This window comes from Streptomyces sp. NPDC048275, from assembly GCF_040652275.1.
GTDB lineage: Bacteria > Actinomycetota > Actinomycetes > Streptomycetales > Streptomycetaceae > Streptomyces.
This window is the reverse complement of the sequence record NZ_JBEZLR010000027.1, coordinates 23,470-47,248: the sequence shown is the minus strand read 5'-3', so window position 1 is coordinate 47,248 and position 23,779 is coordinate 23,470. Positions and strand designations below refer to the sequence as shown.

General features: G+C 70.7%; 17 protein-coding genes and 1 pseudogene. 11 read left to right on the top strand and 7 right to left on the bottom strand.

The window, feature by feature from the left end:
• Nucleotides 1-7: 7 nt before the first annotated feature.
• The 6 genes from AB0D57_RS18395 to AB0D57_RS18370 all read right to left on the bottom strand — a co-directional run bounded on the left by AB0D57_RS18395 (nt 8) and on the right by AB0D57_RS18370 (nt 10,040).
• Complete coding sequence (locus tag AB0D57_RS18395; protein WP_362073273.1) at nt 8-742, bottom strand: class I SAM-dependent methyltransferase; 735 nt, start codon at nt 740-742, stop codon at nt 8-10.
• Nucleotides 739-2,154, bottom strand: coding sequence for a condensation protein (locus tag AB0D57_RS18390; RefSeq protein ID WP_362073270.1), 1,416 nt, complete (start codon nt 2,152-2,154; stop codon nt 739-741). The genes AB0D57_RS18395 and AB0D57_RS18390 overlap by 4 nt, the downstream gene beginning before the upstream one ends.
• On the bottom strand, nt 2,151-6,737 hold the full coding sequence (locus tag AB0D57_RS18385; RefSeq protein ID WP_362073389.1) for an alpha-(1->3)-arabinofuranosyltransferase: 4,587 nt from the start codon (nt 6,735-6,737) through the stop codon (nt 2,151-2,153). The genes AB0D57_RS18390 and AB0D57_RS18385 overlap by 4 nt, the downstream gene beginning before the upstream one ends.
• Nucleotides 6,734-7,495 carry a class I SAM-dependent methyltransferase gene (locus AB0D57_RS18380; protein WP_362073267.1) on the bottom strand — a complete coding sequence of 254 codons (762 nt, stop codon included), beginning with the start codon at nt 7,493-7,495 and terminating at the stop codon, nt 6,734-6,736. Before AB0D57_RS18380 ends, AB0D57_RS18385 begins: the two co-directional genes overlap by 4 nt.
• Entirely contained in the window at nt 7,492-8,670 is a 1,179-nt protein-coding gene (locus tag AB0D57_RS18375; protein WP_362073265.1) for a glycosyltransferase family 4 protein, read from the bottom strand. Before AB0D57_RS18375 ends, AB0D57_RS18380 begins: the two co-directional genes overlap by 4 nt.
• A gap of 338 nt (nt 8,671-9,008) precedes the next feature.
• Nucleotides 9,009-10,040, bottom strand: coding sequence for a DUF3068 domain-containing protein (locus AB0D57_RS18370; protein ID WP_362073263.1), 1,032 nt, complete (start codon nt 10,038-10,040; stop codon nt 9,009-9,011).
• Between the two features lie 238 nt (nt 10,041-10,278).
• On the opposite strand from AB0D57_RS18370, the gene AB0D57_RS18365 reads away from it, so the two are divergent.
• The 9 genes and pseudogenes from AB0D57_RS18365 to AB0D57_RS18325 all read left to right on the top strand — a co-directional run bounded on the left by AB0D57_RS18365 (nt 10,279) and on the right by AB0D57_RS18325 (nt 19,270).
• The gene (locus tag AB0D57_RS18365; RefSeq protein ID WP_362073260.1) at nt 10,279-10,431 is read left to right on the top strand and encodes a hypothetical protein; all 153 of its coding nucleotides are present in this window, start codon (nt 10,279-10,281) and stop codon (nt 10,429-10,431) included.
• A gap of 29 nt (nt 10,432-10,460) precedes the next feature.
• A complete protein-coding gene (locus AB0D57_RS18360; RefSeq protein ID WP_362073386.1) occupies nt 10,461-11,678 on the top strand; it encodes a helix-turn-helix domain-containing protein in 1,218 nt (405 codons plus the stop codon).
• 152 nt (nt 11,679-11,830) lie between these two features.
• On the top strand, nt 11,831-12,607 hold the full coding sequence (locus AB0D57_RS18355; RefSeq protein WP_362073257.1) for an IclR family transcriptional regulator: 777 nt from the start codon (nt 11,831-11,833) through the stop codon (nt 12,605-12,607).
• Nucleotides 12,604-13,461 carry an SMP-30/gluconolactonase/LRE family protein gene (locus AB0D57_RS18350; protein WP_362073254.1) on the top strand — a complete coding sequence of 286 codons (858 nt, stop codon included), beginning with the start codon at nt 12,604-12,606 and terminating at the stop codon, nt 13,459-13,461. Before AB0D57_RS18355 ends, AB0D57_RS18350 begins: the two co-directional genes overlap by 4 nt.
• A gap of 188 nt (nt 13,462-13,649) precedes the next feature.
• On the top strand, nt 13,650-15,011 hold the full coding sequence (locus tag AB0D57_RS18345) for an extracellular solute-binding protein (RefSeq protein ID WP_362073250.1): 1,362 nt from the start codon (nt 13,650-13,652) through the stop codon (nt 15,009-15,011).
• A complete protein-coding gene (locus AB0D57_RS18340; RefSeq protein WP_362073246.1) occupies nt 15,008-15,949 on the top strand; it encodes a sugar ABC transporter permease in 942 nt (313 codons plus the stop codon). The genes AB0D57_RS18345 and AB0D57_RS18340 overlap by 4 nt, the downstream gene beginning before the upstream one ends.
• Nucleotides 15,946-16,809, top strand: a complete 864-nt coding sequence (locus AB0D57_RS18335) for a carbohydrate ABC transporter permease (protein ID WP_362073243.1) — start codon at nt 15,946-15,948, stop codon at nt 16,807-16,809. Before AB0D57_RS18340 ends, AB0D57_RS18335 begins: the two co-directional genes overlap by 4 nt.
• Before the next feature lie 258 nt (nt 16,810-17,067).
• Nucleotides 17,068-17,738, top strand: a pseudogene (locus tag AB0D57_RS18330) (arabinan endo-1,5-alpha-L-arabinosidase); the annotation flags it as partial.
• Between the two features lie 23 nt (nt 17,739-17,761).
• Nucleotides 17,762-19,270, top strand: a complete 1,509-nt coding sequence (locus AB0D57_RS18325; protein ID WP_362073240.1) for an alpha-N-arabinofuranosidase — start codon at nt 17,762-17,764, stop codon at nt 19,268-19,270.
• Here the strand turns inward: AB0D57_RS18325 and AB0D57_RS18320 are convergent.
• A complete protein-coding gene (locus AB0D57_RS18320; RefSeq protein ID WP_362073237.1) occupies nt 19,267-22,182 on the bottom strand; it encodes a beta-galactosidase in 2,916 nt (971 codons plus the stop codon). The two genes, AB0D57_RS18325 and AB0D57_RS18320, sit on opposite strands and share 4 nt — an antisense overlap.
• Nucleotides 22,183-22,249: 67 nt before the next feature.
• Here AB0D57_RS18320 and AB0D57_RS18315 point away from each other — a divergent pair, with 67 nt between their 5' ends.
• Together AB0D57_RS18315 and AB0D57_RS18310 are read left to right on the top strand one after the other, a co-directional pair.
• Nucleotides 22,250-22,708, top strand: a complete 459-nt coding sequence (locus AB0D57_RS18315) for an Rrf2 family transcriptional regulator (RefSeq protein ID WP_362073234.1) — start codon at nt 22,250-22,252, stop codon at nt 22,706-22,708.
• Between the two features lie 156 nt (nt 22,709-22,864).
• Entirely contained in the window at nt 22,865-23,776 is a 912-nt protein-coding gene (locus AB0D57_RS18310) for a sulfite exporter TauE/SafE family protein (protein WP_362073231.1), read from the top strand.
• Nucleotides 23,777-23,779 lie beyond the last annotated feature (3 nt).

The following is a 23,779-nucleotide window of genomic DNA, read 5'->3' as shown; positions in this document are numbered from 1 at the left end:
ACATGGGCTACGTCCTTCGGGCGTGCAGCAGGAGGATCGAGGCCGCCGACGGAACCGCGCAGGCCAGCCGGTCCAGGGGGCGCAGCGGGCGCGGTACGCCGTGGAAGGGCGCCCCGCGCAGTTCTACGATCTCGAAGCCCGCCGCCGACACGAACTCCCGTAGCGCACGGGCGGTGTAGAGCCGCAGATGGCCCACGACCTCCCTGCCCGGGCGCCCGTGGATCGCGCGCAGGCTCACCTCGGAGAAGACGGGCTGGACGCCGGCGAGCAGCAGGGCGCGGTTGTACCAGGCGGCGAGGTTCGGCGTGGAGAGCATCAAGTGGCCTCCGGGGCGCAGGACCCGGCGGATCTCGTCGAGGGCGCCGTCCGGGTCCACGAGGTGTTCGATCACCTCGCTGAACAGGACCGCGTCGGCGTTGGCGGACGCGAACGGCAGCCCCCCGTCGGTGAGTTCGCCGCGGATCGCGTACGGCAGTCGGGCATGGGCGCGCCTGAGGGCGTCCTGCGACCAGTCGACGCCGACGAGGCGGTGGCCGACGAGGAGGGGCGCGGCGGTGGCGGCCGCGGTGCCGTCGCCGCAGCCGATGTCCAGGACGGTCCGGGCGCCGTCCGTGGCGGGGCCGAGCGCGGCGGCCAGCATCCGGGCCTGGCGCAGGCTGCGCGGGGTGCCGGAGGCGACGGGGACGGCCGGATCCTCGTAGAAGTCGCGAAGTTCCGTGCGGGCAGGGGTCGTTGTCGTCATCCCGGGTCCTCCTGCGTCCTGTGCAGATAGTGCTCGAAGAGGTCGCGGAGGTGGGCGCCGTCGCCGTGGCTGAGCAGGGTGCGCGACCAGCGCAGGGCGACGTGCAGGCGGCCCGCGGTGGACGCCGTCGTCACGGTCAGACCGCGGGGCATACGGGCGGGCGCCGAGAACCACACCGCGTGCGCGCGGCCCGCCTCCCCGCCGAAGTCCAGCGCGTACGGGATGCGGCCGATGTTGCTCAGCAGCGTGGTGGACGTCCAGGGCGCGGCCGCCCGGCGCAGGCCCCGGGTGAGGGCGGCGCGCCAGGCGACGGGGACCACGGGGGCGGTCAGGACGGCCGCCCCGTGGCCGAGTTGGGGGCGCGGGAGCGACTTGAGCGCGCGGGTCCGGTCCGCCGTACGGCGCAACAGCTCGCCCAGCCGGTTCTGGTCCAACTCCGCGGGGGTGAAGGGGACTTCGACGAGCCGCGTCCCGTTGCCGATGGGCATGTCCGTACCCCGGGGGCGGTCGTCGACCGGCATCGTGATGCGCAGGGGGCGGCGCGAACGGGCGCCGTGTTCCCGGTTCCAGTGGGCGATCATGAGCGCCGTCGCGACCATGAGCTGGTCGTTCACGGTGTACGGGGAGCCCTGGGGGCGGCGCGGGACGGCGAACTCGGTGACGAGCAGGCCGTTGCCCGGGGAAGGTTCGGGGGTGCCGTGGGCGACTCGGGCGGGCGGGGTCCACGTGGAGGGGGTGTCGACCGGTCCGGTCGCCGGCGCCGGGGCGGGCGTACGCAGGGGTGGTGCGGCCGGGGAGTTGTCCTTGCCGCCGTACAGCTCCGCGGCGGTGGCGAGGATGCGGAGGCAGGCGGGGCCGTCGAGGGCGGTGTGGTTGACGGTGAGGAAGAGGACGGTGCCGAGGTGGGTGTGCGGGTGGGGTGCGCGGCTCGGGGTCGACGTGCCGGTCCCGGTGGTACGCAGCCCCACCGAGTCCGTCGCCGCGCTGCCCACCGGCGGGCCCGCGCCCTCGACCACCTCCAGCCGGATGGGAGGCGAGGCGGACAGCGACGGGGCTGTCACCAGGGCTCTGGTCCGCGCGTGCTGGAGGGCGTCGCGGTCCGGGGGCGGGAAGGACACGACCGGCACGTCCGGGTCGGGGGTGAGTTCCCACTCGTAGCGGCGCCGGTACCAGGGGCGCGCGGCCTCGCGCATCAGGACGCGGGGGTGGCGGTGCAGGGCCTCGGTGAAGGCCGTGGTGAGGCGGGCGGGGTCCAGGCGGCCGGGGAGGTGGACCTCGATGTGGACGGTCTCGGGCTCCTCCTCCTGGAGGCAGTGCCGGGCTACTTCGTCGACGACGGGGAACGGGACGCGGGCGGGGGGCAGCGGCGGTCCGTCGTCCGCGTCCCGTGCCGGGTGCTCGATGGCGGTCATGTGGCTTCGCCCTTCCCTGCGACCTTGCCCTTTCCTGTGTCCTCGCCCTTCTCTGCGTCCTTGCCTTTCCCCGCGCCCTCGCCCCTCCCCGTGTCCTCGTCGGCCGGGTTCCCCGTGGCCTTCGGCGGTGTCGCCCGGAACCTCGGCCTGCGGAAGGCGATACGGGCGGTCGGCGGGTCGGCGGCGACCTCGGGTGGAGGGGCTCCAGGGCCCCGCGCGGAGATGGTGGTGCCGGCGACGGGTTTGGTCTCCGAGGCCTGTGCGGTGGGTTCGGCCCCGGTGGTTCGCGGGCCGTGTCCGGACTCCGCGCCCGGTTCCTCCTCGAGGGCCCCGGGTCCGCCGTTCTCCCCTCGTACCCGGCGCGGCAGCGGTCCCGGCGGGGCCGGCGGGAAGGGGAGGGGTGCTCCGGAGGTCCCCGCGCCCAAGTCCCGGGCGCCGGGGTGCGCGGCGCCCTGTCCGGACGGCGCCTCCCCGACGCTCACCAGCGCCGCGAACAGGCCGATCAGCGCCAGCAGTTGAGCGGCGGACCCGAACGCCCCCTCGCCCGAGGCCGGCGCCGACCCGTTACCCGTGGCCGCGGCGATCCCCGCCCCCGCGAGCGCGAGGAACGCGATCGGTACGAGCAGGGCGTGCCGTTTCCAGGCGAGCAGGGCCAGTGCCGGGACCAGCAGGGCGAAGAACCCGCAGATCACCACCCCCACCAGCGTGAGCGCCACCGTGCCGAGCCACAGCCCGGGCCCCGGCACCGCCGGCACCGGCTGCGACGCGTCGGGGTCGGGCTCGCGGCGGCGCCACAGCGCGAGGCCCGCGAGAGCCGCCACGCCGACCCCGCCGCCGATCAGCCCGGCCTCGTACGTCGTCGAGGGCTCGTACGACAGGGTGACCGTGCCGCCCGCGCCCGACGGGATCCGCCAGCCCTGTTGCCAGCCGTCGAGCCGTACCGGCGACAGTTTCTTGCCGCCCAGGGTGGCCTGCCAGCCGTCGTTGTAGTTCTCGTACGTGGTCAGGTACGAGGCGGCGCCCGAGCCGACCGTCACCTCGCGGCGGTCGCCCAGCCAGTCCACGATCCGCAGCTCGCGACCGGCACCGGCGGCCGCCGTGACCGTGCCGCGGGTGAGGGTCACGTCGGTGACGGAGAGCGGCCCGGCGTCGCCCGCCTCGACCCGGTGTGAGCCGGAGCCGAGGTCCAACGCCGTTGCGTTACGCCCGTTCTGGCAGAGCGTCAGATCGACAGCGCGCCGTTCCGTCAGATCCCGTACCGTCCCCCGCGCGCTCGTCTCGTACAGCTTTCCGTCGACCGCGAGCACCGGTCCCTTCCCGCAGGGGAGGGAGAACTCCTGGGTGTCGAGGGCCTGCGGGCTGCGGTACTGGGCGAGGGCGGGGATGTGCGCCTCGGTCAGGCCGACCGGCAGTTGCAGGTCGGCGCCCGCGACCGGGTTGTGGACGGTCAGCGGCGCCGTCTCGGTGACGGTGATGTCGAGGCGGTCGGTGGTGATCGGCTCGAAGCGGGCCCAGCCGTTCTCGTCGACCGCGGCGACGGTGTCCCCGTCCGGGGTGCGGATGTCGATCTTCGTCGGGCGGGTCGACAGCCCGCCCGCCGGGGCCAGCACGATGGACGAGACGGGCTGCTTGTCGGGCCAGCTCAGGTGGATGGTCGGGTTGTCGCCGGCGATCCACGCCGTGGTCAGGTTGCCGTCGGTGAGACTGCGCGCCGACAGGCCGGGGCCGAGCCGCGTCGTCGAGTCCGCCGTGGCGGTGATGCGGCTCTGCTGCTCGGGCGCGACGTCGTAGAGCAGCTTGTCGAGTTCCTCGCCCGTGATCGCGACCGCGCTCGCCTTCACCTCGTACGATCCCGCCGTCGTGGTCGAGAAGGTGCGGTGCAGGCCCGCCTCCGTGCCCGTCGGGGCGAGTCCGGTGGGGTCGGCGGTGCGGTGCAGGGAGATGACCTCGGCGGAGGCGTCCGAGTCGGCGGCGTCGGTCGGGAGCTTCAGCAGGCGGGTCACCTGGACGTCCGGGAGGTCGATCTCGGAGAAGCCGGCGCCGGTCAGCCCGGTGCGCTGCTCGGTCGAGCCGACGATCGTCAGCTTCATCCAACTCGTCGACCCGGCCCGGGCCTTGATGGACTGGGCCATGCCGTTGGGCTGGAGGTAGCTGGTGACGGACCCCTTCTCCGTCTCCACTCGCACCCGTGTCGCCGCGGACCGCACCCCGTCCTGCGGCAGCGGAGTGACCTTGAACGACGACGGTATGTCCACGGACCCCTCGAAGCGGATCCGCAGCCACTGTCCGTTCGCCGAACCGGCCGCGCCCTCCGCCCACGCGGTGTCCGGGTTGCCGTCGAAGGCGTTCACGGGGTCGTACTGCGGGAGATGGAAAAGCCAGTTGCCGGTGGAGGACGCGGTCACCTCGCGGGCGCCGCGCAGTTCGGCCACCGTCTGGTGCTCGATGCCCTTCGTGGGCAGGATCTGGTGCGGCTTCTCGCCCGGGTCCTGGGCGCTGTCGCTGTCATTGCGCTGATCGGGTGTGTACGTGTACGAGGTGTTGGAATTGACCAGCCCGAAGCGGGTGTCGGCGCGTCGCAGCCCGTCGCCCACCACCTGGACCTCGGGGGTGCCGAGGCCCGGATGGTTGTCGCCGGTGAGGACGGTGGCACGGCCCCGTATCGACGGGTCGGCGGCCAGCGGCAGCAGGGCCTCGGGGCCGCCCGAGACGACCGCGGTGTCCGCGATCGCGCTGAGCCCGGCCTGTCCGGGCCGCGGCACGTCCTGGCCCGCCGGTTCGTAGATCTCGACCGCGCGCTGACGCGGGTACAGGCCCTCGACCTGCAAGGGAGTGTCGTTCGGGATGCGTCCGCCGGTCATCACAGGGCCGAACCCGGTGACACGCCGGTAGCCCGACTGCTCCAGGGTCCGTTTCACGGTGGTGGTCGGGGCGTAGCCGAACTGGTCGGGGTCGAGGTCGTTGCGTACGACGACGTAGTAGAGGCCGGAGCGGATCAAATAGTCCGCCAGGCCCGGGACTTCACTCCCCGTCAGCAACGCCTGGTCGACCGCGTCCATGGCCCGGCGGTTGCCCGGGGTGCCGAACGGGACGTAATCCCGTTGTGCCCAGCGGGAGTCGGCGAGCACGTCGAGGGGCTGGTCGATGGGGGAGCCCCAGGTGTAGATGCCGTGCGCGGTGGCGGGGACGACGAGGGCGCGGGAGTCGGGGGAGTACGTCCTGAGCCAGTCGGCCGTGGTCTGCCAGTACTTGGGCAGCTCCTGGAACGAACCCGGGTTCAGGATCGACCCGTTGAGATACGGCCAGGCGAGCCCCGGGAGCACCAGGACGGCGGCGATCAGCGGGGCGAAGCGGCGGCCGCGTACGGGACGGGCCCCGCGTTCCGTGGCGGCGATGCCCACCAGATGGGCCAGCCCGAACACCAGGGCCAGCGCGAGCCCCGGCTGGAACTTGTAGATGTTCCGGAAGGGGACCAGCCAGCCGTTCAGCCAGTCCTGGACCACGCCGTGGAAGGGCGCCCCGAACGAACCGCCGTACCCGGCCAGGGTGATGAGTGCGACCGACAGCACGATCAGGACGAGCCAGCGGCGCTCGGGCATGTCCCGTCGCGCCAGCCCGGCGAGGCCGAGCCCGGCCGCGAGCGCCGAGCAGACGATCACGACGACGGAGGCGGCGACGGTCCAGCCGGCCGGCAGCCAGGCCTCTCCGAAGTGCAGATAAGCGACCCAGTTGCCCGCACCGCGCAGGCTCTCCACCGCGGACATCGTGTCGGTCGTGGTCTGCGAAGTCTCCACGTACGGCAGGAAGTTCTCGCCGTAGATGCCGAGCATCAGCAGCGGGACCACCCACCAGGCCGTCGCCAGGATCACGCCCGGCACCCACCAGACGATCAGCTTGCGCCGCCGGGGCCCACGCGGACGGGAGAGGAGATACAGCCCCACCGGGAGCAGCGACGCCAGGGTCGCCGCCGCGTTCACGCCGCCCATGAAGGGGATGATCAGCGCGGAGCGGAGGGCGGCGACACGGGCGCTGTAGCGCGCGTCGGCCAGCGGCAGCAGCACCCAGGGGAGAAAGGCGCCGGGGAGCGCGGCGGCGGAGGTCGAGCCGATGACGACGGTGAACACCGGCCACAGCGCGTACGCCACGGAGCCGAGCAGACGGGACGCCGGAGTGCCGATCCGCAGCCGCTCGGCCAGCCGCAGCGCGCCCCAGAAGGCGACGGACACGACGAGCGACAGCCACAGCCGCTCCGCCAGCCAAACCGGGAGCTGGATCAGCTTGCACAGGCCGTAGAACGGCAGCATCGGCCACACGTAGCCGACGTACTGGTCCTGGATGCCGCCGAATCCACCCCGATCGTGCCACAACTGGCCCAGATCGGAGAGGAACTGCCATGGATCGAGCACGACGCCGAGCTTGGTGTCGAAGGTGGTCCGCCCGGGGTGCACGGCCAGGAACAGCACGAACACCACGGCCCAGAATCCCAGCAGCCAGCGCCGGGACCGCGGTCCTTCCGGCGGACCGGAGGTGGCCCTGACGGGGCGGGCGGCTGCCGGGGGAGGAGCCTGGACCGTGGTCGTCATGGTGGACACCGCCGGAGGATGAGGAGGAGGTTCCAGGTGGCGAACTCGCGCAGCCCCGGCGTCTTCGTGACGGCGGAGGCGAGGAACGGCCAGTAGCGGGAGCGCGCCGAGACGACCGTGACGTCGTCGCGGGCGCGCACCTGCCGCAGGGTGGTGCCGATGTGCACGGCGAAGAGGTTCTCGCCGAGGGTGTGCTTGGCGGTCTTTCCGGTACGGCGGTGATAGCGGGCCCGCGCCCGCTCGGCGCCGAAGTAGTGCCAGGGCGCCCACTCGTGGCCGCCCCACGGGGAGAGCCAGTTGGTGAACGACACGTAGATCAGCCCGTCGGGCCGGGTGACCCGCGCGAGTTCACTGAGGAACGTCTGCGGATCGGCCACGTGCTCGAGCACGTTGGAGGAGAAGGTGACGTCGGCGACCCCGTCGCCCAGCGGCAGCAGATATCCGTCGGCGACCACGGACGCGACCGGCGGCTTTTGTCCCAACTCCCTTACGTCCGGCTCGAAGAGGTACGCGTGGGCGCCGCGCCGTCGGAACTCCTCGGTGAAGTACCCACTGCCGCCGCCGACGTCCACGACGGTACGGCCGCCGACCGGACCGTCGTAGGCCTCGACCTGATCGGCGGCGTCACGAGCCAGCAGTGAGTAACAGGTCTCCGGGTCGTCCTGCTCACGCCGGAAGGCACGGAAGAGGGTGAGGGAGCGACGTATGGAGGGGTCCTTGAGACGCGTGCCGGTCCCCTCACCATGGGGGGCGGTCATGGCGCCCAGCCCCTCACCGCCTCCCCGGCCACCGCTCTGAACTGGCGGACCGTGTTCTTCCAGTGGTACTGGGCCGCACGCTCGCGAGCGGCCTTGCCCATGAGGGTGCGGCGGTGGGTGGACAGGGTCAGGGCGCACCACGCCGCCGCGAAGGAGGACTCGCCGCGGGCCAGTACGCCCGTATCGCCGTCCACCACCGAGTCGCGCAGCCCGGGTACGTCGAAGGCGACCGCCGGGGTCTCCCGGGCCGCCGCCTCCGTGACCACCAGGCCCCAGCCCTCGACCGCGGAGGGATGCAGCAGCAGCCACGCGGCGCACAGCAGACGGTGCTTCTCGGCCTCGGAGACATGGCCCGCGAACTCGACATCGGCTCCCGCGAGTTGCTCGAGCCGCGCCCGCTCGGGTCCGTCACCGACGATCACCAGCCGGCCGCCGGTGACCGGGCGGACCCGCTCCCACAGCCGCAGCAGCAGATCGATCCGCTTGTACTCGACGAGCCGCCCCACCGCCACGAACAGCGGCTCCGGTGAGCGCTCGGCCCGCGGCCCCGGCTCCTCGACCCCGTTGTGCACGACCCGGATGCGCTCCCGCTCCACCCCGATCGCGCGCAACGCGTGGGCCGTCGACGGCGAGACGGCGACCAGGAGATTGCTGCGCCGCGGGCCCGCCAGCGCCCAGTGTTCGAGTCTTCGGCCGATCCGCGCGGCGGGCGCCAGCGGTCCGCCGAACCGCATCCTCCACATATCCGTGTGGACGTGGTTGACCAGGCACAGCGTGGGGCCGTGGTGCCACATCGGCGCCAGGTACGGCATGCCGTTGCACACCTCGACCAGGAGATCGCAGTCACCGACCTGCCGGTGGAAGGTGGAACGGGCGCGCAGAAAGTGCCCCAGGTCGCCGCCGGCCGAGACGACCCGGTAGGTCCGCTCCCGGTGGTCGGGGCAGGCCGCGGGTCCGCCGCACAGCAGCGTGACCTGGTGACCGAGCCCGGTCAGCCCGTCGGCGAGCCGGTCTACGAGGATCTCGGAGCCGCCCGCGGACGGGTTTCCGAGGTCCCGGTGGGCGAGGAAGACAATGCGGCGCGGCTGTGGGCGAAGAAGCGCCGGGAAGGACTGCACGGACTGCGCGGAGCGCGGGAGCGCGGCGCGCAGCGGGGAGGGCACGTGCTGGGGCATGGGTGCTCCAACTCGTCTCAGGGTGCGGAACTCAGCGTGGGGGGGCGAGGCGTGGACAACTGAAGTGGTAGGTGATCCGGTAGTCGGAATCGGATATCGGATATCGGTTATCTGTTATCTGATATCTGAAATCCGATATCTGCTGGTTGGTATCTGTTGGTTGGTATCCGGTGGTCGGTCGTGCGAGAAAACTGCCGATTGTGGGGGATTCGGGTATCGGCTGTAGCGGTGCTGTGGGTGGGCTGTGCTCAGGTGGGGGTGGATAGTTTTCGCCCGGCGGTTCGATGCGGCTACTCACCGAGGTGACAAATTCGGGGGTTTGTGGAGCTGACGCCGCATCACATCGTGAGCGGTGAAGGGGACGTACCGGACGAACCGGGATCCCGTCGCCCGCGTACCACCAAAACGCCCCCCGTCGCGGCGAGGACGAATCCCAGCACGCCGGCCCCCAGGGGCAACGTCTCCCCCACCATGCGCAGCTGACCGCTCTCCTTCTTCGCCTGCTTCACCGCGAACTTCTGGGTCGCCGTGGTGAAGGCCAGCTTCTCGGCGTCCAGGAGCAGCACCGCGTCGTTCTTGGCCTCCGGGGCGCGCAGCGTCCTGCGGGGTCCGACCTGGGCGTAGAGCACCCGGCCGGTGCGCTGGTCGACGACCAGCTCGATGCCGTGGTTGGAGTACCACTCCTCGGCCAGCACCTGGCTGCGCTCGGGTTGGTCGACGATGCCGCCCGGCACCATCCGGGTGCCGACCTTCGTCGGGGCGACCGTGCCGGTGAAGCGGTAACCCGTGTAACCCTGGATTTTTTTGGTGCCGCGGTAGTCCAGCGTGATGGGCGCGCCGAGGGAGCTGTCCCACCAGCGGTACGCGTGTTTCTGCACGTCGAAGGGGAACTTCAGGTAGGCGTCGCCGGCGAAGTACGGGTTCTCCTGGCAGCAGTGCACCGGCTTGTTGGTCCTCCGGTCGGTGACCCAGCGGTGCGGGGAGAACAGCAGCGCGTCGTGCGGATCCGCCGCGGGCAGCGACTTGTCCGTGTCGACCGTCGTCGTGACGTCCCAGACGGCGCGCCCGCTGCGCTCGCTGTCGGCGACATCGCCCCGGACCCGCTGGGTGACGGTGATGCGCTTGTCGTGCAGGGTCTGGACCTCGGCGGCGTCGAAATAGGCGCCATTGCCGGAGTAGACGGCGGTCGTGTCGATGTCGATGGGGTTCACGGCGGCGCGTGGTGCGACGTACCACTCGAGCATCGGGGCCAGCACGAGCAGGAAGGTGCCGAGGCCCAGTAGGACCAGTGCGAGGGCGACTGGAGGGTGCGGCCCGAAGGGCCTCGATGAGGGGTGGTGGTCGGGTGACGGGTGGGCGTTCTGGCGCATCCGGGCACTCCAGGGGCGTGAGGAGGCTCGACGCACAGGTGATACGGGGTGATACACGGTGATACGGGTGCGTCGACACCGGGAGGGAAAGTGCACGTGCGGTATGGGCGGGAAACCGTAGGCGCACCCTTGACGGAGTGTCAACGCATTGTCGAGACTGAGAACTTGCCGGGCGGGACCGGCGAATCGGTGACGGGTGACGGTGGGGACGACCTCCGACAGAGAGGCTGACCCTGCGATGTCCAGACTGCTCGCCGCCGTACTGACCGTCGCGGCCGCCGCCGCACTCGCCGTGGGCGCCGCGTTCGGCATCGTCGCGCTGCTCGAAGCGAGTCCCGACCAGCCGAACACACCGTTGATCACGTACGAGCATGCCGACCAGGCTCGGTGACCGTGAGCGCCCGCCAGGGAACCGTCGCCATGCGCTCGGCCTGGCATGACGTTCCCCGCCTCAAGGTGCGGCAGTTCGCGGCGATCGCCCTGGCCGAGGCGCCCGCGCTGGCCGAGGAGATCCTGCGCGAGATCCGCCGCGAGTACCCGCAGCTGCCCGTCGTCCTCGACGACTCCGGCGAGCCGATGGCCCTCGTCGGCATCCGCCGGGCCATCGAGGTCTTCGTGCAGCACCTGGAGACGGCCGAGGGCAGACCCCGCGTCCCCCCGGAGGTCTTCCAGGACTTCGGCCGCGGCGAGGGCCTGAACGGGCGCAGCCTCGACTCACTCCAAGCGATCTACCGGCTCGGCGTCCGCCTCGCCTGGCGCCGGTTCGCGGAGATCGGGCAACGGGTCGACATCCCGCCACCGGCGATGTACGAGCTCGTCGACGCGGGATACGAGTATCTGGACGGCCTCGTCAACCAGTCGGTCCGCGGATACGCCGAGGCCGCCGCCCGACAGGCCGGGGAGCGCCTGCGCCTCCAGCGCCGTCTGATGGAGCTGCTGCTCGCCGAGCACCACCAGCGGGGCGACCCCGCCGAGGCGCTCGTCGAACGGGCCGCCCGCATCGGCTGGCCGCTGCCCGACAAGGTCGCCGTCGGGGTACTGCTGCGCCCGGCCCGGGAGGCGGTCGCGCCCGCCGTGGGGCAGGGGGTGCTGCTCGACATGGAGTACGAGCAGCCGCGGATGGTCGTGCCCGAGCCGGACGCCGCGGGGCGCCCGGAGCTGCTGCACCGGGCGCTGACCGGCTGGTCCGGCGCGATCGGGCCACCGGTGCCGCTCGCCGACGCGGCGAAGTCGCTGCGCTGGGCGGTCGCGGCGGTACGGCTCATGGAGCGGCGGCTGCTGCCGTGCGGGGAGGTGCTGCACTGTACGGAGCACACGGAGGCCCTGGTGCTGCTCCAGCCCGAGGAGCTGATCGACGACCTCGCGCTGCGCTGTCTGGCACCGCTGGCCCACTGCGGGCCCACACACGGGCGGCGTCTCGCGGAGACGTTGCTGGCCTGGCTGGAGACACGCGGGGGCGCGCCGGAGGTCGCGGCGCGGCTCGGTGTCCACCCCCAGACCGTCCGTTACCGCCTCCGCCAGATCCGAGAACTGTGGGGTGACGAGATCGACGATCCGGACCGGCGCTTCGAGCTGGAGCTGGTGCTCCGCGCGCAGCGACTCCGAGGTGAACTGGGCGACCCCCGCGCCCGCCGCTGACCCGCCGACGGCGACACCGGACCGTTACCCACCCATTGCCCCCGCAAGACCACTATGACTAGCCTGTGTTCGTCATGCCGATCGCCTGTTGAAATTTCGAACACGGCTGTTGTTCGAACGCAGGCACTGAGACACAAGGGAGGGGGCCGGTTGTGGGACGCCTCGTACCTGCCGTGACCCGAGCTCTGGACATACTGGAGCTTTTCCTCGACGGAGACGGGACTCTCTCCGCCCCCGACATCGTGCGCAGGCTGCAGTTGCCCCGTACGACGGTGCACGAGCTGGTCACCACGCTCGCCGCCCGCTCGTACATCGTGCAGGTGCCGAGCCAGCCGGGACGCTACCGCCTCGGTGTGCGGCCCTACCAGCTCGGCAGCCGGTACGCCGAGCAGCTGGACCTCGCCGCCGAGGGTCAGCAGGTCGCCCGCTCCGTCGCCGAGACCTGCGACGAGACCGTCCATGTGGCGATCCTCGAGGGCACGGACGTCATCTACATCGCGAAGGTCGACTCCACGCACGCCGTGCGCATGGTGTCGGCGGCGGGCCGGCGCCTGCCCGCCCACTGCACCTCCGTCGGCAAGATGCTGCTCGCCGCGCTCCCCGACCCGGAGCTGACCGCCCGCATCCCCGACGACGCCGACCTGGTCGCGATGACGGCCAACAGCATCACCGAGCCGTCCGCCCTGCGTGAGGCCCTCGCGGAGATCCGCAGCCGTGGCGTCGCCGTGGAGAGCCGCGAGTCGAACCCGGACGTCAGCTGCGTCGCCGCCCCGGTGCGCGACCGCACGGGGCAGGTCGTCGCCGCGCTCTCCATCTCCGTACCGATGATCCGCTGGAGCGACGAGCGCCGCGTCGAGCTGGAGCAGCTCGCCGCGAAGGGCGCCGTCGAACTGTCCGAGCGCCTCGGCTACCGGAGCGTGGTGAAGTGACGGCCGTCGACGTCGCGGTCCGCGCCGAAGCCGCCCTCGGTGAGGGTCCCACCTGGGACCCGCGCGAGCAGCGGCTGATCTGGGTCGACATACTCGGCTCCCGGGTGCACACCTACGCCCCCGCCTCCGGCCGCCGTACGGTGCTGGCCACCGAGCAGCACGTGGGCGCGGCGAAGCCCCGCGCGGGCGGCGGACTGGTCGTCAACCTCCGGGACGGCGTGGGGCTCTACGGCCCCAGCGGCTCACCCGACGCCTTCCGCTGGCTGCACCGCGATCCCGTCCCCGGCCGACGGGGCAACGACGCCGCCATCGCCCCCGACGGCACGCTCTGGGCCGGCACGATGCGCTACGACGAGGCGCCGGGTGGCGGCACCCTGTCCCGCTTCGCCCCCGACGGCACCGTCCACACCCTCCTCGACGACGTCACCGTCAGCAACGGCACGGGGTGGAGCCCCGACGGCCGGCTGATGTACTACATCGACACGCCGACGCGCCGGATCGACGTGTTCGATGTCGGGGACGATCAACTACCCGTGAACAGACGCCAGTTGGCTGCGGTCGCAGACGGCGACGGCTTCCCCGACGGCCTCACCGTCGATGCCGACGGCTGCGTCTGGGTGGCCTTCTGGGACGGCGGGGCGGTGCGCCGTTACACACCGGACGGCGTCCTCGACCGCGTGCTCGAACTCCCCGTCCGCCGCCCCACCGCCTGCGCGTTCGGCGGCGCCGACCTGACCGACCTGTACATCACCACGGCCCGTACGGGCCTGGAGGCACCGCACCCGCTCTCCGGCTCGCTGCTGGTGGTACCCGGCGCGGGGAAGGGGCTGGCGCAGCCCGCGTTCGCCGGCTAGCGACTCCGCCTGTCAGAAGTCCCCCGTCCAGCTGCCGGTCGCTGAGCGGGGACTTTTGATTTTTGCGCAAACCATTGACTAGAAAGCGCTTCCTATCTACGGTCCCGTTCGAAGTTACGAGCATTCGACGAAATATCGAACACTCGAGCCTGCGAACAACTCGAACCTCACGACAGTAAGGGCAGGGCATGGGACGACCTGACCTACACGGACACCTGAACCGTCGGCACATCCTGGCCGGGCTGGGCGGATTGACGGTGGCCGGCAGCCTCGGCTTCGCCGCGCTCGGGACCGGGGCCGACGCGCTCGCCTCCGGCGCGGACACCCGCGTCCGCTACTGGAACCTCTTCAGTGGCGGCGACGGCTACAACATGATCGCGATGCTGGACGCCTTCCGTAAGGAGAATCCAGGCATCGACGTGAAGGACTCGACCCTCCAGTGGGGCAGCCCCTTCTACACCAAGCTCGCCATGGCAGCGGCGGGCAACCGCGCCCCGGACCTCGGCGTCATGCACCTCGGCCGCGTCACCGGCTTCTCGCCCGGCCGCCTCCTGGACCCCTGGGACGTCGGCCTGCTCGCCAAGTACGGCGTCAAGGAAGCGGACTTCAACCCGGCACTGTGGAAGCGCGCCGTCATCGACGGCAAGCTCTACGCCCTCCCGCTCGACATCCACGTACAGCTCTGCTTCTACCGCAAGGACGTGCTGAAGAAGGCGGGTCTGCTCGGCGACGACGGCCGGATGGTGCCGGTCACGTCGACCGACGAGTGGTTCGACGTGCTGAAGAAGGCGAAGAAGGCCACGAAGAAGGGGCTGCAGACCCTCGGCCTGCACGCCAACGACCAGAACTTCATGTGGTGGTTCTTCGTCGCCTTCTACACCCAGCTCGGCGGCACCTACTTCAACGCCGCGAACACCGAGGTCACCTTCGACACCGACAAGGCGACCCAGGTCCTGGAGTTCCTGCGGCGGCACGTCACCGACGGCTACGCGATCGCGGGCGCCGCCGACGGCGAACAGTTCCTCAACGGCGCTCCCTTCACCTGGGAAGGCAACTGGTCGGTCCCGGTCTTCTCCGGAGCCGAGCTGGAGTACGGCGCGACCCCGCTGCCCCCCGTCTTCGGCAAACAGGCCACCCATGCCGAGTCGCACTCCTTTGTCCTGCCGCACCAGTCCGACCGCGGCGGCGCCGCCAACGAGGCCGCGCACCAACTCGCCGCCTACGTCGTCAAGCACGCCCAGCAGTGGGCGGCCGGCGGGCACATTCCCGCGTACACCTCGACCCTGTCCACGGCCGCGTACAAAGAGCTGACCCCGCAGAACGAGTACGTCACCGCGATGGACCACCAGGCCACCGAGCCCAAGGTGTGGTTCGCCGGGTCCACCGGCATCCTCGCCCAGCGCGTCGGCCCCATCGTCGTCTCCTCGACGATGGGCTCCGCCCGACCGGAGGCCGCCGCCCGCCGCATGAAGGGCGCGCTCGCCCAACTGCTCGCCATGAAGAACCCGATGGACGGCAAGACCGCCGCGCAGGGAGGTGCGGTCGCATGACGACGACCAGCGCTGAGACCGTCATCGCACCCGCGCGGACGAAGACCGCCGCGCAGAGCGCCACCGTCCGCCGCAAGCAGGGCTTCCAGCACGGCGGCTGGTTCGTCGCCCCGTTCCTCGTGCTGTTCGCGCTGTTCGTGATCTGGCCGCTGCTGCGCGGCCTCTACCTCAGCTTCACCGACGCCAACATCTCCGGCGACGGCGCGAGCTTCATCGGCCTCGACAACTACCGCGAGGCCCTCCAGGACCCGCTGATGTGGGACTCGCTCGGCCACAGCGCGTACTTCACCCTCCTGGTCGTGCCCTGCATCACCGTGCTCGCCTTCCTCCTCGCGATGCTGGCCCACCACATCGAGCGCGGCAAATGGCTGTGGCGGCTCTGCTTCTTCATGCCGTTCCTGCTGCCGTCCACCGTCGCGGGCAACCTGTGGCAGTGGCTGTTCAACCCCGGTACGGGCATGGTGAATTACGTCTTCGGCGTCGACACACCGTGGCTCACCGACAAGTCGTACGCGATGCTCGCCGTCGTCATCACGACCCTGTGGTGGACGGTCGGCTTCAGCTTTCTGCTCTACCTCGCCGCGCTCCAGGGCATCCCCGCACACCTCTACGAGGCCGCCAAGCTGGACGGCGCGAACGCCTGGCACCGCATGGTCCACATCACCCTGCCGATGCTGCGCAACATCACGGGCCTCGTCATCGCACTGCAGATCCTCGCCTCGCTCCAGGTCTTCGACCAGGCCGTCGTGATCCAGGACTTCGGGCCGGGCCCCGAGGGATCGACCCGCACCTTCGTGCAGTACACCCTCGAAGAGGGCTTCACCAGCTACCGCGTGGGCTACGCCTCCGCGATCTCCATCATCTTCTTCGTGATCATCGCGGCCGTCGCCCTCGCGCGGATGTGGCTGCTGCGCAACCGTGAGGAGGGCGGCCGATGACCACCGCCGCAGCGCAGACGCGTACCAAGCCCCGCAGGGCGTGGACGCCCAGCCAGATCGTCCTCACCCTCCTCGGCGTCGCCGTCTCCGTCGTCTTTCTGGCACCGCTCGCCTGGGCCCTGTTCACCTCCCTCAAGTCGGAGACCGAGGCCGTCGAGGTGCCGCCGCACTGGCTGCCCGAGGTGTGGACGGCACAGGGGTGGAAGGCCATCTTCGAGACCGGCAACATCACCAACTGGTTCGTGAACTCGCTCGTCGTCTCGGTCTGCGTCACGGCCATCGTGCTGCTGGTCAGCGCGCTCGCCGGCTACGGCTTCGCGCGCACCGAGTTCCGCTTCAAGGGCGCTCTGATGGGCCTCGTCATGGCCGGGCTCATGGTGTCGCCCGCCGTCCTCGGTGTGCCCCTGTTCACCACGGTCCAGCAGATGGGCATGGTCGACACCTACTGGGGCATGATCCTGCCGCAGTGCGCGCCCGCCGCGATGGTCTACATCCTCTACAAGTTCTTCCAGGGGATCCCGAGGGAACTGGAGGAGGCCGCCTTCATCGACGGTGCGGGCCGCTGGCGGGTCTTCTTCACCATCATCGTCCCGCTGTCGCGCCCGTCCCTCTCCGCGGTCGGCATCTTCACGTTCATCGCGTCCTGGAACAACTTCCTGTGGCCGTACATGGTGACCAACAATCCCGACCTGATGACCATGCCCAACGGCATCGCGACCGTCATGAACTCCTACGGCATCCAGTGGGCCCAGCTCATGGCCGGCGGCCTGATGGCAGGCCTGCCGTTGATCATCGTCTTCGTCTTCTTCCAGCGCCAGATCGTCGCGGGCGTGGCCCACACGGGCCTGGCCGGCCAGTGACGAGCATCGTGACCGAGGTGAAGCGCTTCACTCTTCAGGGTGGAAACATGCGCCGGTCCGGCATCGGCATCCCGTCCAGGGACAGCACCACTGCTACAGTCACCCTGTCCGACAACCTGGTTGGCGGACCTACCGCTGGACGGGCGGGAAGTCAGGCCGGTGGAGGCCCGCGTAAGACCACGCCTAAGAACGTGGCAGTGGCCGGTGAAGCAGGAAACCGCGGATGCGCCACAACCTGGTGCAGGCCGAAATCGTCGGCTCTCGGGCAGACGAGGACGTCAATGGCTCTACTACTCCGCCGTCTCCTCCTGGGTACCAACCAGGAGGCGATCGGCGTCGCATCCTCCAACAGCGGCCTCCCGGGCACCTGGACCGACCACGGCCCCGCCTTCACCTCCGAGACCACCGACTCCTGGAACGTCATCGACCCGGCCCTGATCAGGGCGGACGGCAAGCTGTGGATGGCGTTCGGCTCGTACTGGACGGGCATCCGCATGGTCGAACTGAAGGCAAGCACCGGAAAGGCCGTCGAGGGCGCCACGGTCCACCGCCTGGCGACCCGCCCGGACGCTCCGTACGCCGTCGAGGGCCCGTACATCGTCAAACACGGCAACTACCACTACCTCTTCGCCTCGTACGACGCCTGCTGCGCGGGCGTGAACTCCACCTACAAGATCAAGGTCGGCCGGTCGACGTCGGTGACCGGCCCGTACGTCGACAGCACCGGCACGCCCATGCTCCAAGGCGGCGGCGACCTCCTCCTGGCCGGACACGGCAAGTACTTCGGTACCGGCGGTGAGTCGGTGTTCCGCGACAACGGCCAGGACTGGCTCGCGTACCACTACTACGACAGCGACGACAACGGAACCCCCAAGCTCGGCCTGAACAAGCTGAGTTGGGGCAGCAACGGCTGGCCCGTCCTCAAGTGACCGACCCCTTCGGAAAGGAACCCATGTCCAGCACCACCGCCCGCTTCGCCCTGGACCCCGCCTTCACGGTCGGCGAGGTCGACCCACGACTCTTCGGCTCCTTCGTCGAGCACCTCGGCCGCTGCGTCTACACCGGCATCTTCGAGCCCGGCCACCCCTCGGCCGACGAGGCGGGCCTGCGTACAGACGTGCTGGAGCTGGTCCGCGAACTCGGCGTCACCGCCCTGCGCTACCCCGGCGGCAACTTCGTCTCCGCCTACAACTGGGAGGACTCGGTCGGCCCGGTGGAGGACCGGCCCCGCCGCCTGGACCTCGCCTGGCGCTCGACGGAGACGAACCGCTTCGGCCTGTCCGAGTACATCGCCTTCGTGAACAAGGTCGGCCCACAGGCCGAGCCGATGATGGCCGTCAACCTCGGCACCCGCGGCGTGGCCGAGGCCCTGGAACTCCAGGAGTACGCCAACCACCCCGCCGGAACAGCCCGTTCGGACCTGCGGGTGGCGCACGGCGACAAGGATCCGTTCGGCATCAAGCTGTGGTGCCTCGGGAACGAGATGGACGGCCCCTGGCAGACCGGCCACAAGACCGCCGAGGAGTACGGCCGTCTCGCCGCCGAGACCGCCCGCGCGATGCGCCAGATCGAACCGGACCTCGAACTCGTCGCGTGCGGCTCCTCCGGTCAGAACATGGAGACGTTCGCCGCGTGGGAGGCGACCGTGCTGCAGGAGACGTACGACCTGGTCGACTACATCTCTCTCCACGCCTACTACGAGGAGACAGACGGCGACCGGGACTCCTTCCTCGCCTCCGCCGTCGACACCGAGTCGTTCATCGAGAACGTGGTGGCGACCTGCGACCACGTGGGCGCCCGGCTGAAGTCGAAGAAGAAGATCAACCTCTCCTTCGACGAGTGGAACGTCTGGTACCAGAGCCGCCCCAACCCGCACCCGGTCGAGGACTGGCAGGAGGCCCCGCGCATCCTGGAGGACGTCTACTCCGTCACGGACGCGGTCGTCTTCGGCTCCCTGCTCATCGCGCTGCTGCGGCACGCGGACCGGGTGACCGTCGCCTGCCTGGCCCAGCTCGTCAACGTCATCGCCCCGATCATGACGGAGCCGGGCGGCCCCGCCTGGCGCCAGACGACGTTCTTCCCCTTCTCCCAGGCCTCGAAGTACGGCCGAGGCCAGGTCCTCGACGTACGCGTCGAGTCACCGACGTACGAGACGAAGAAGTACGGCGAGACGGACCTGCTGCACGCCACCGCCGTACGCGCCGACGACGGCTCGGTCACCGTCTTCGCCGTCAACCGCAGCCAGACCGAGCCGCTGCCGCTCGAAGTCGCGCTGAGCCGACTCGGGTTGACGACGGTCGTCGAGCACAGCGCGCTCGCCGACGCCGACCCGGACGCCACCAACACCCTCGACGACCAGGACCGGGTCACCCCGCACCCCGTCGAGGGAACCACCCTCCAGGACGACACCCTGACCGCCGTCCTGGAGCCGCTGTCCTGGAATGTGATCAGGCTCCGCTAAAGAGATCGGCCGGGGGAGGCCACCGCCGTCACCGGTACTCCTCCGGCCGCGCTGCCCATCAGCGTCAGCCGTACCTCGCCCGGACCCGAGGGCGTGGTTCCGTCGGACAGGACGGCGAGAGCGAGCGTGTTGAGCCCCCGTGTGTTCAGGATGCCGTTCGGCAGGGCGAAGGTGTGCTGAGGGCCCACGTCGTTGATGTACTGGCCCATGTTCCAGCCGTTCAGGAAGATCTGGACGCGGTAGGCGCGGTCCGGGTCGTCGGTGAACGTGAGCCCGATCGACGCGTCCACGCCGGGGTCGACGGCGAGCCGGAACCCGGTCCGGTACCAGTCCACGCCCTGCCTCCGTGCCGCCCGCGGGAAGTCGACGGCCTGCCAGCCGCCGTCCGCGAACCCCGGCAGATGCCAGCCGCGGCGCTCCCCGTACAGCCCACCGTGGTTGAGCGGCCCGCGCACGGGATCGGGCGCCGCCGCCCCCTGGATCCGCCAGGTGACCTCGGGGGCGGCGCCGTCGAAGGTCACGGCGGTCAGCCCGCGGGCCGCCTTGTGCGTGTCCCGCACCGCGCCGTCCATGTCGTGCTGCATACGGCGCACGAGGACGGAGAGAACACGCGGCCCGTCCCCCTCCTGCACGGGAAAGGTGGCCGTACCCGTCCACGTCCCCTGCCGGACCGTCTTCTTGTCCGGCACCGGCAACCGGTGCGTGCCCAGCGGCTTCCCGTCCAGCCACGCCATCAGCAGCCCCTGCGTACCCGCGACATACGAGAGGGACACCGACCCGGCGCCGCCCGCGTCCGCGAAGTGCCCCCGGTACCAGACGTCTCCGTAGTGGAAGCCGTAGTCGTCGGCGAAGAGGACGGGCTGCCCGGCCGGTACGGGGGTGGTGCTGTACGAGGACGTCCTGTTCGCGACCTTCCAGGCCGAGTCGTCGAAGTCGGCGGCGGACTCGGGGTTTTCGGCGTGGTGGCGCCAGCTTCCCAGTGCGGGGAGCGGAACGCTCGGTACGCCGGGCAGCCGCTGTTCGGTCCGCAGGCTCCCGGACGCCGTGGCGCGTGTCCTGAACGTCCCCCGGTTCCACACCACTTCACTCATCCCGCGCGGGCCCCAGACCTCCAGGTCCGCCGCCTCGACCGTGTCCCCGGTGAGGTGGACGGCGGTGCCGCGCAAGGCGGCCGTGCGCAGCAGCGCCGGGCCGAACACCAGCACCGGGCCCGACGGGGTGTCGTACCGCCACAGCCGCGCGGAGGTCTCGTCATCGGCGAGCAGCAGCAGAAGGGGTGCGGAGGTGCCCCCGCCCTCGATCAACACCCGTGTCAGTCCGTCGGTCCGGGCCACGACACGCAGCGCCCCACCCTTGTACGTGCACGTTGCGGACCCCTCCAGCACGGTCACCGTCGGCTCGCTCGCGCACTCCAGGGCGGTTTCCGTCGTCGTCCCCGCAGGGCCGGTGAGTACGGCGATGTCCTGGCGCCCCGCGGCCAGCCACAGCATGGGCTGCGCGGTGGAGTGGCGCAGTTTCCGCCGGCCGAGGGCGATCCCCGTGGTGAGCAGCCGGGCGTCGAGGCCGGGGAGCGTGACCGGCAGGCCGGAGAAGGGGAGAGCCGAACTCGCCTGTTGCGTACCGTCGTTGCGGAGCACGTAGACATGCGCGTCGGTGTCCGGGTTGACCAGGTGGTAGACCTTGATGTTCGGGTCCGTCGCCGTCACGTCCTCGGCCCGGTCCAGCTTGGCGAGGTCGGGCACGGAGTGCAGGAGCTGCCCGATCTGGTGCATCGGGACCAGCTTCGGGGTGGGCCTGCGGGCCTCGTCCAGGGCGGCACCGTAGTCGTACGACGTGTAGACGCACGGCGCGGGCAGCCAGCCCCAGGAGGTGCCGCCGTAGGTCATGTAGACGTTGTGGACCTTGATGCCGTTGGCGAGGTTGGTGAGGTAGAAACGCCGCTCGTACGCCGCGTCGCGGGTCCGGGCCGACTCGGCGTACCCCTTCCCGTCGAACTCCACCCCGCCCCACGGGTCGAACCAGCCGCCGCCGAACTCGGGCACGAAGCCCGGGGTGTCGGGACTCGCCGTCGACCCGCCCTTCGTGCCGCCGATGCCGAAGTACCCCCAGTCGGGCGGCGGGGCGAAGGGCGAGGGATAGCCGTCGAAGCCGTACAGATAACGCCCGCTCTCCCCGCCCGTGTCGAAGGTGCCGGGCGCCCAATGCCCGTTCCTGCCCTTGTCGTTGTGGAACAGCGGCACGTCGATGCCGTCGGCGCGGACCTTGGCGTAGAGGTGGGCCATGTAGTCGAGGCCGAGGGGGCTGGTGACGTGGTTGCCGTATTCGTTCTCCAGTTGGTAGAGGACGATCGTGCCGCCGCCGTCGGTGTGGAGGTGCCGGACCGCGATGCGGTTCACGGCGGTCAGCCACTCGTCGACGTACGACAGATAGGTCGGGTCGGAGGTCCGGGCGGTGCCCTTGGTGACGGTCAGCCAGCCGGGGAAGCCGCCCGCGTCGACCTCGGCGTTGATGTACGGGCCGGGACGCAGGATGACGTACAGGCCGGTCTCGGTGGCGGTACGCAGGAACAGGTCGAGGTCGCGGACACCCGTGAAGTCGTACTGCCCGGGGGCGGGGGAGTGGTAGTTCCAGGACGCGTAGATGCTGATCGCGTTGTAGCCGTGGGCGCGCAGCTTCTGCAGCACGTCCCGCCACAGGGAGGGGCTCGGCAGGCGGAAGGGGTGGACCTCGCCGGACCACAGGACGACGCGCTCGCCGTCGATCACCATCGAGTACTTGTCAAAGCCGACGGTGTGCCGTGCGGCGGCGTACGCACTGCCGCTCCCGCCCGCTCCGCCCCCGCTCCTGCCGAGGGAGATGCCGAGCGCGGCGGTGCCGGCGAGTGCGCTGAAGGTACGTCTGCTCAACACCATGCGGGGCTCCCAGGGACAGCGGCGCGGGTGTGGTCATTGTCCACAGCGATACGTTCACCATGGTCGTATGAGGATTTCGGCGCGGGCGGATTACGCGGTACGGGCGGTTCTGGAGCTCGCCTTCAGACAGGACGGGGAGCCCGTGAAGGCGGAGACCATCGCCCTCGCGCAGTCCATTCCGCACAAGTTCCTGGAGGGAATTCTGGGTGATCTACGGCGTGGCGGACTGGTCACCAGCCGACGGGGCGGCAACGGCGGCTATCTGCTCGCGCGGGCGGCCGACACGATCACCGTCGCGGATGTCATCCGTACGGTCGACGGGCCCATCGTCTCGGTCCGCGGCGAGCGGCCCACCCAGCTGACCTACACCGGCCCCGCCGAACCGCTGCTGCCGCTGTGGATCGCGGTGCGCGCCAATGTGCGGCGGATCCTGGAGGGCGTCACGCTCGCGGACATCGCGGCGGACGCGCTGCCGGAGCCGGTACGGGAGCTGGCGGCGGAGCCGGCGTCGTGGGAGAACCCGTAGAGCTTGTCGGAGAGCGGTTCTGTTCGGACGATCTCGCTCCGCCTGTGAACGTTCCTCATCCCCTCCTCAGGCTGCCCTCAGTTTCGGCGCCTACCGTCACCTCCCGTTCATCCCTACCGGACCGGTAGGGAACCCAGGGGCGACGGAACGGATCCCATGCGCACGCTGATACTGCTCGCCCTCGCGGGCCTCGGTGCCCAGCTGGTGGACGGCAGCCTGGGCATGGCCTACGGCGTCACCTCCACCACCCTGCTGCTGGCCATGGGGACCAACCCGGCCATGGCCTCGGCCACGGTCCACCTCGCCGAGATCGGCACCACGCTGATGTCCGGCGCCTCGCACTGGCGCTTCGGGAACGTCGACTGGAAGGTCGTCGCCAAGATCGGCGTACCGGGCGCGGTCGGCTCCTTCCTGGGCGCGACGGTCCTCTCCAAGCTGTCGACGGAGGTCGCGGAGCCCGCGATGTCCCTGATCCTGTTCGGCCTCGGCCTGTACGTCATGTCCCGCTTCACCTTCCGCGGCATGCCCAAGGGCAACCTGGGCAAGCCGCTGCGCAAGCGGTTCCTCGCGCCCCTCGGCCTGGTCGCCGGCTTCCTGGACGCGACCGGCGGAGGCGGCTGGGGCCCGGTCGGCACCCCGGCCCTGCTGGCCAGCGGCCGGATGGAGCCGCGCAAGGTGATCGGCTCCATCGACACCAGCGAGTTCCTGGTCGCCATCGCCGCCAGCCTCGGCTTCCTCTTCTCTCTCGGCTCCCAGGGCCTGAACTGGGGCTGGGTCCTCGCGTTCCTCCTCGGCGGCCTGGTCGCCGCGCCCGTCGCCGCCTGGCTGGTCCGCCTGGTCCCGCCGCGCGTCCTCGGCTCGGCCGTCGGCGGCGTCATCATCGTCACCAACGTCCGTACGCTCCTCAAGAGCGACTGGCTCGACGCGTCCGGGGCGGTCAGCACCCCGGTCTACGTCCTCCTCTACGCCCTGTGGGCCGCCGCCCTGACGTACTCGATCCGCGCGTACCGCAAGGAGCAGGCGGAGGAGCCGAGCGCTGTCGAGGAGCGGGAGCCGGTGGCGGCCTGAGGC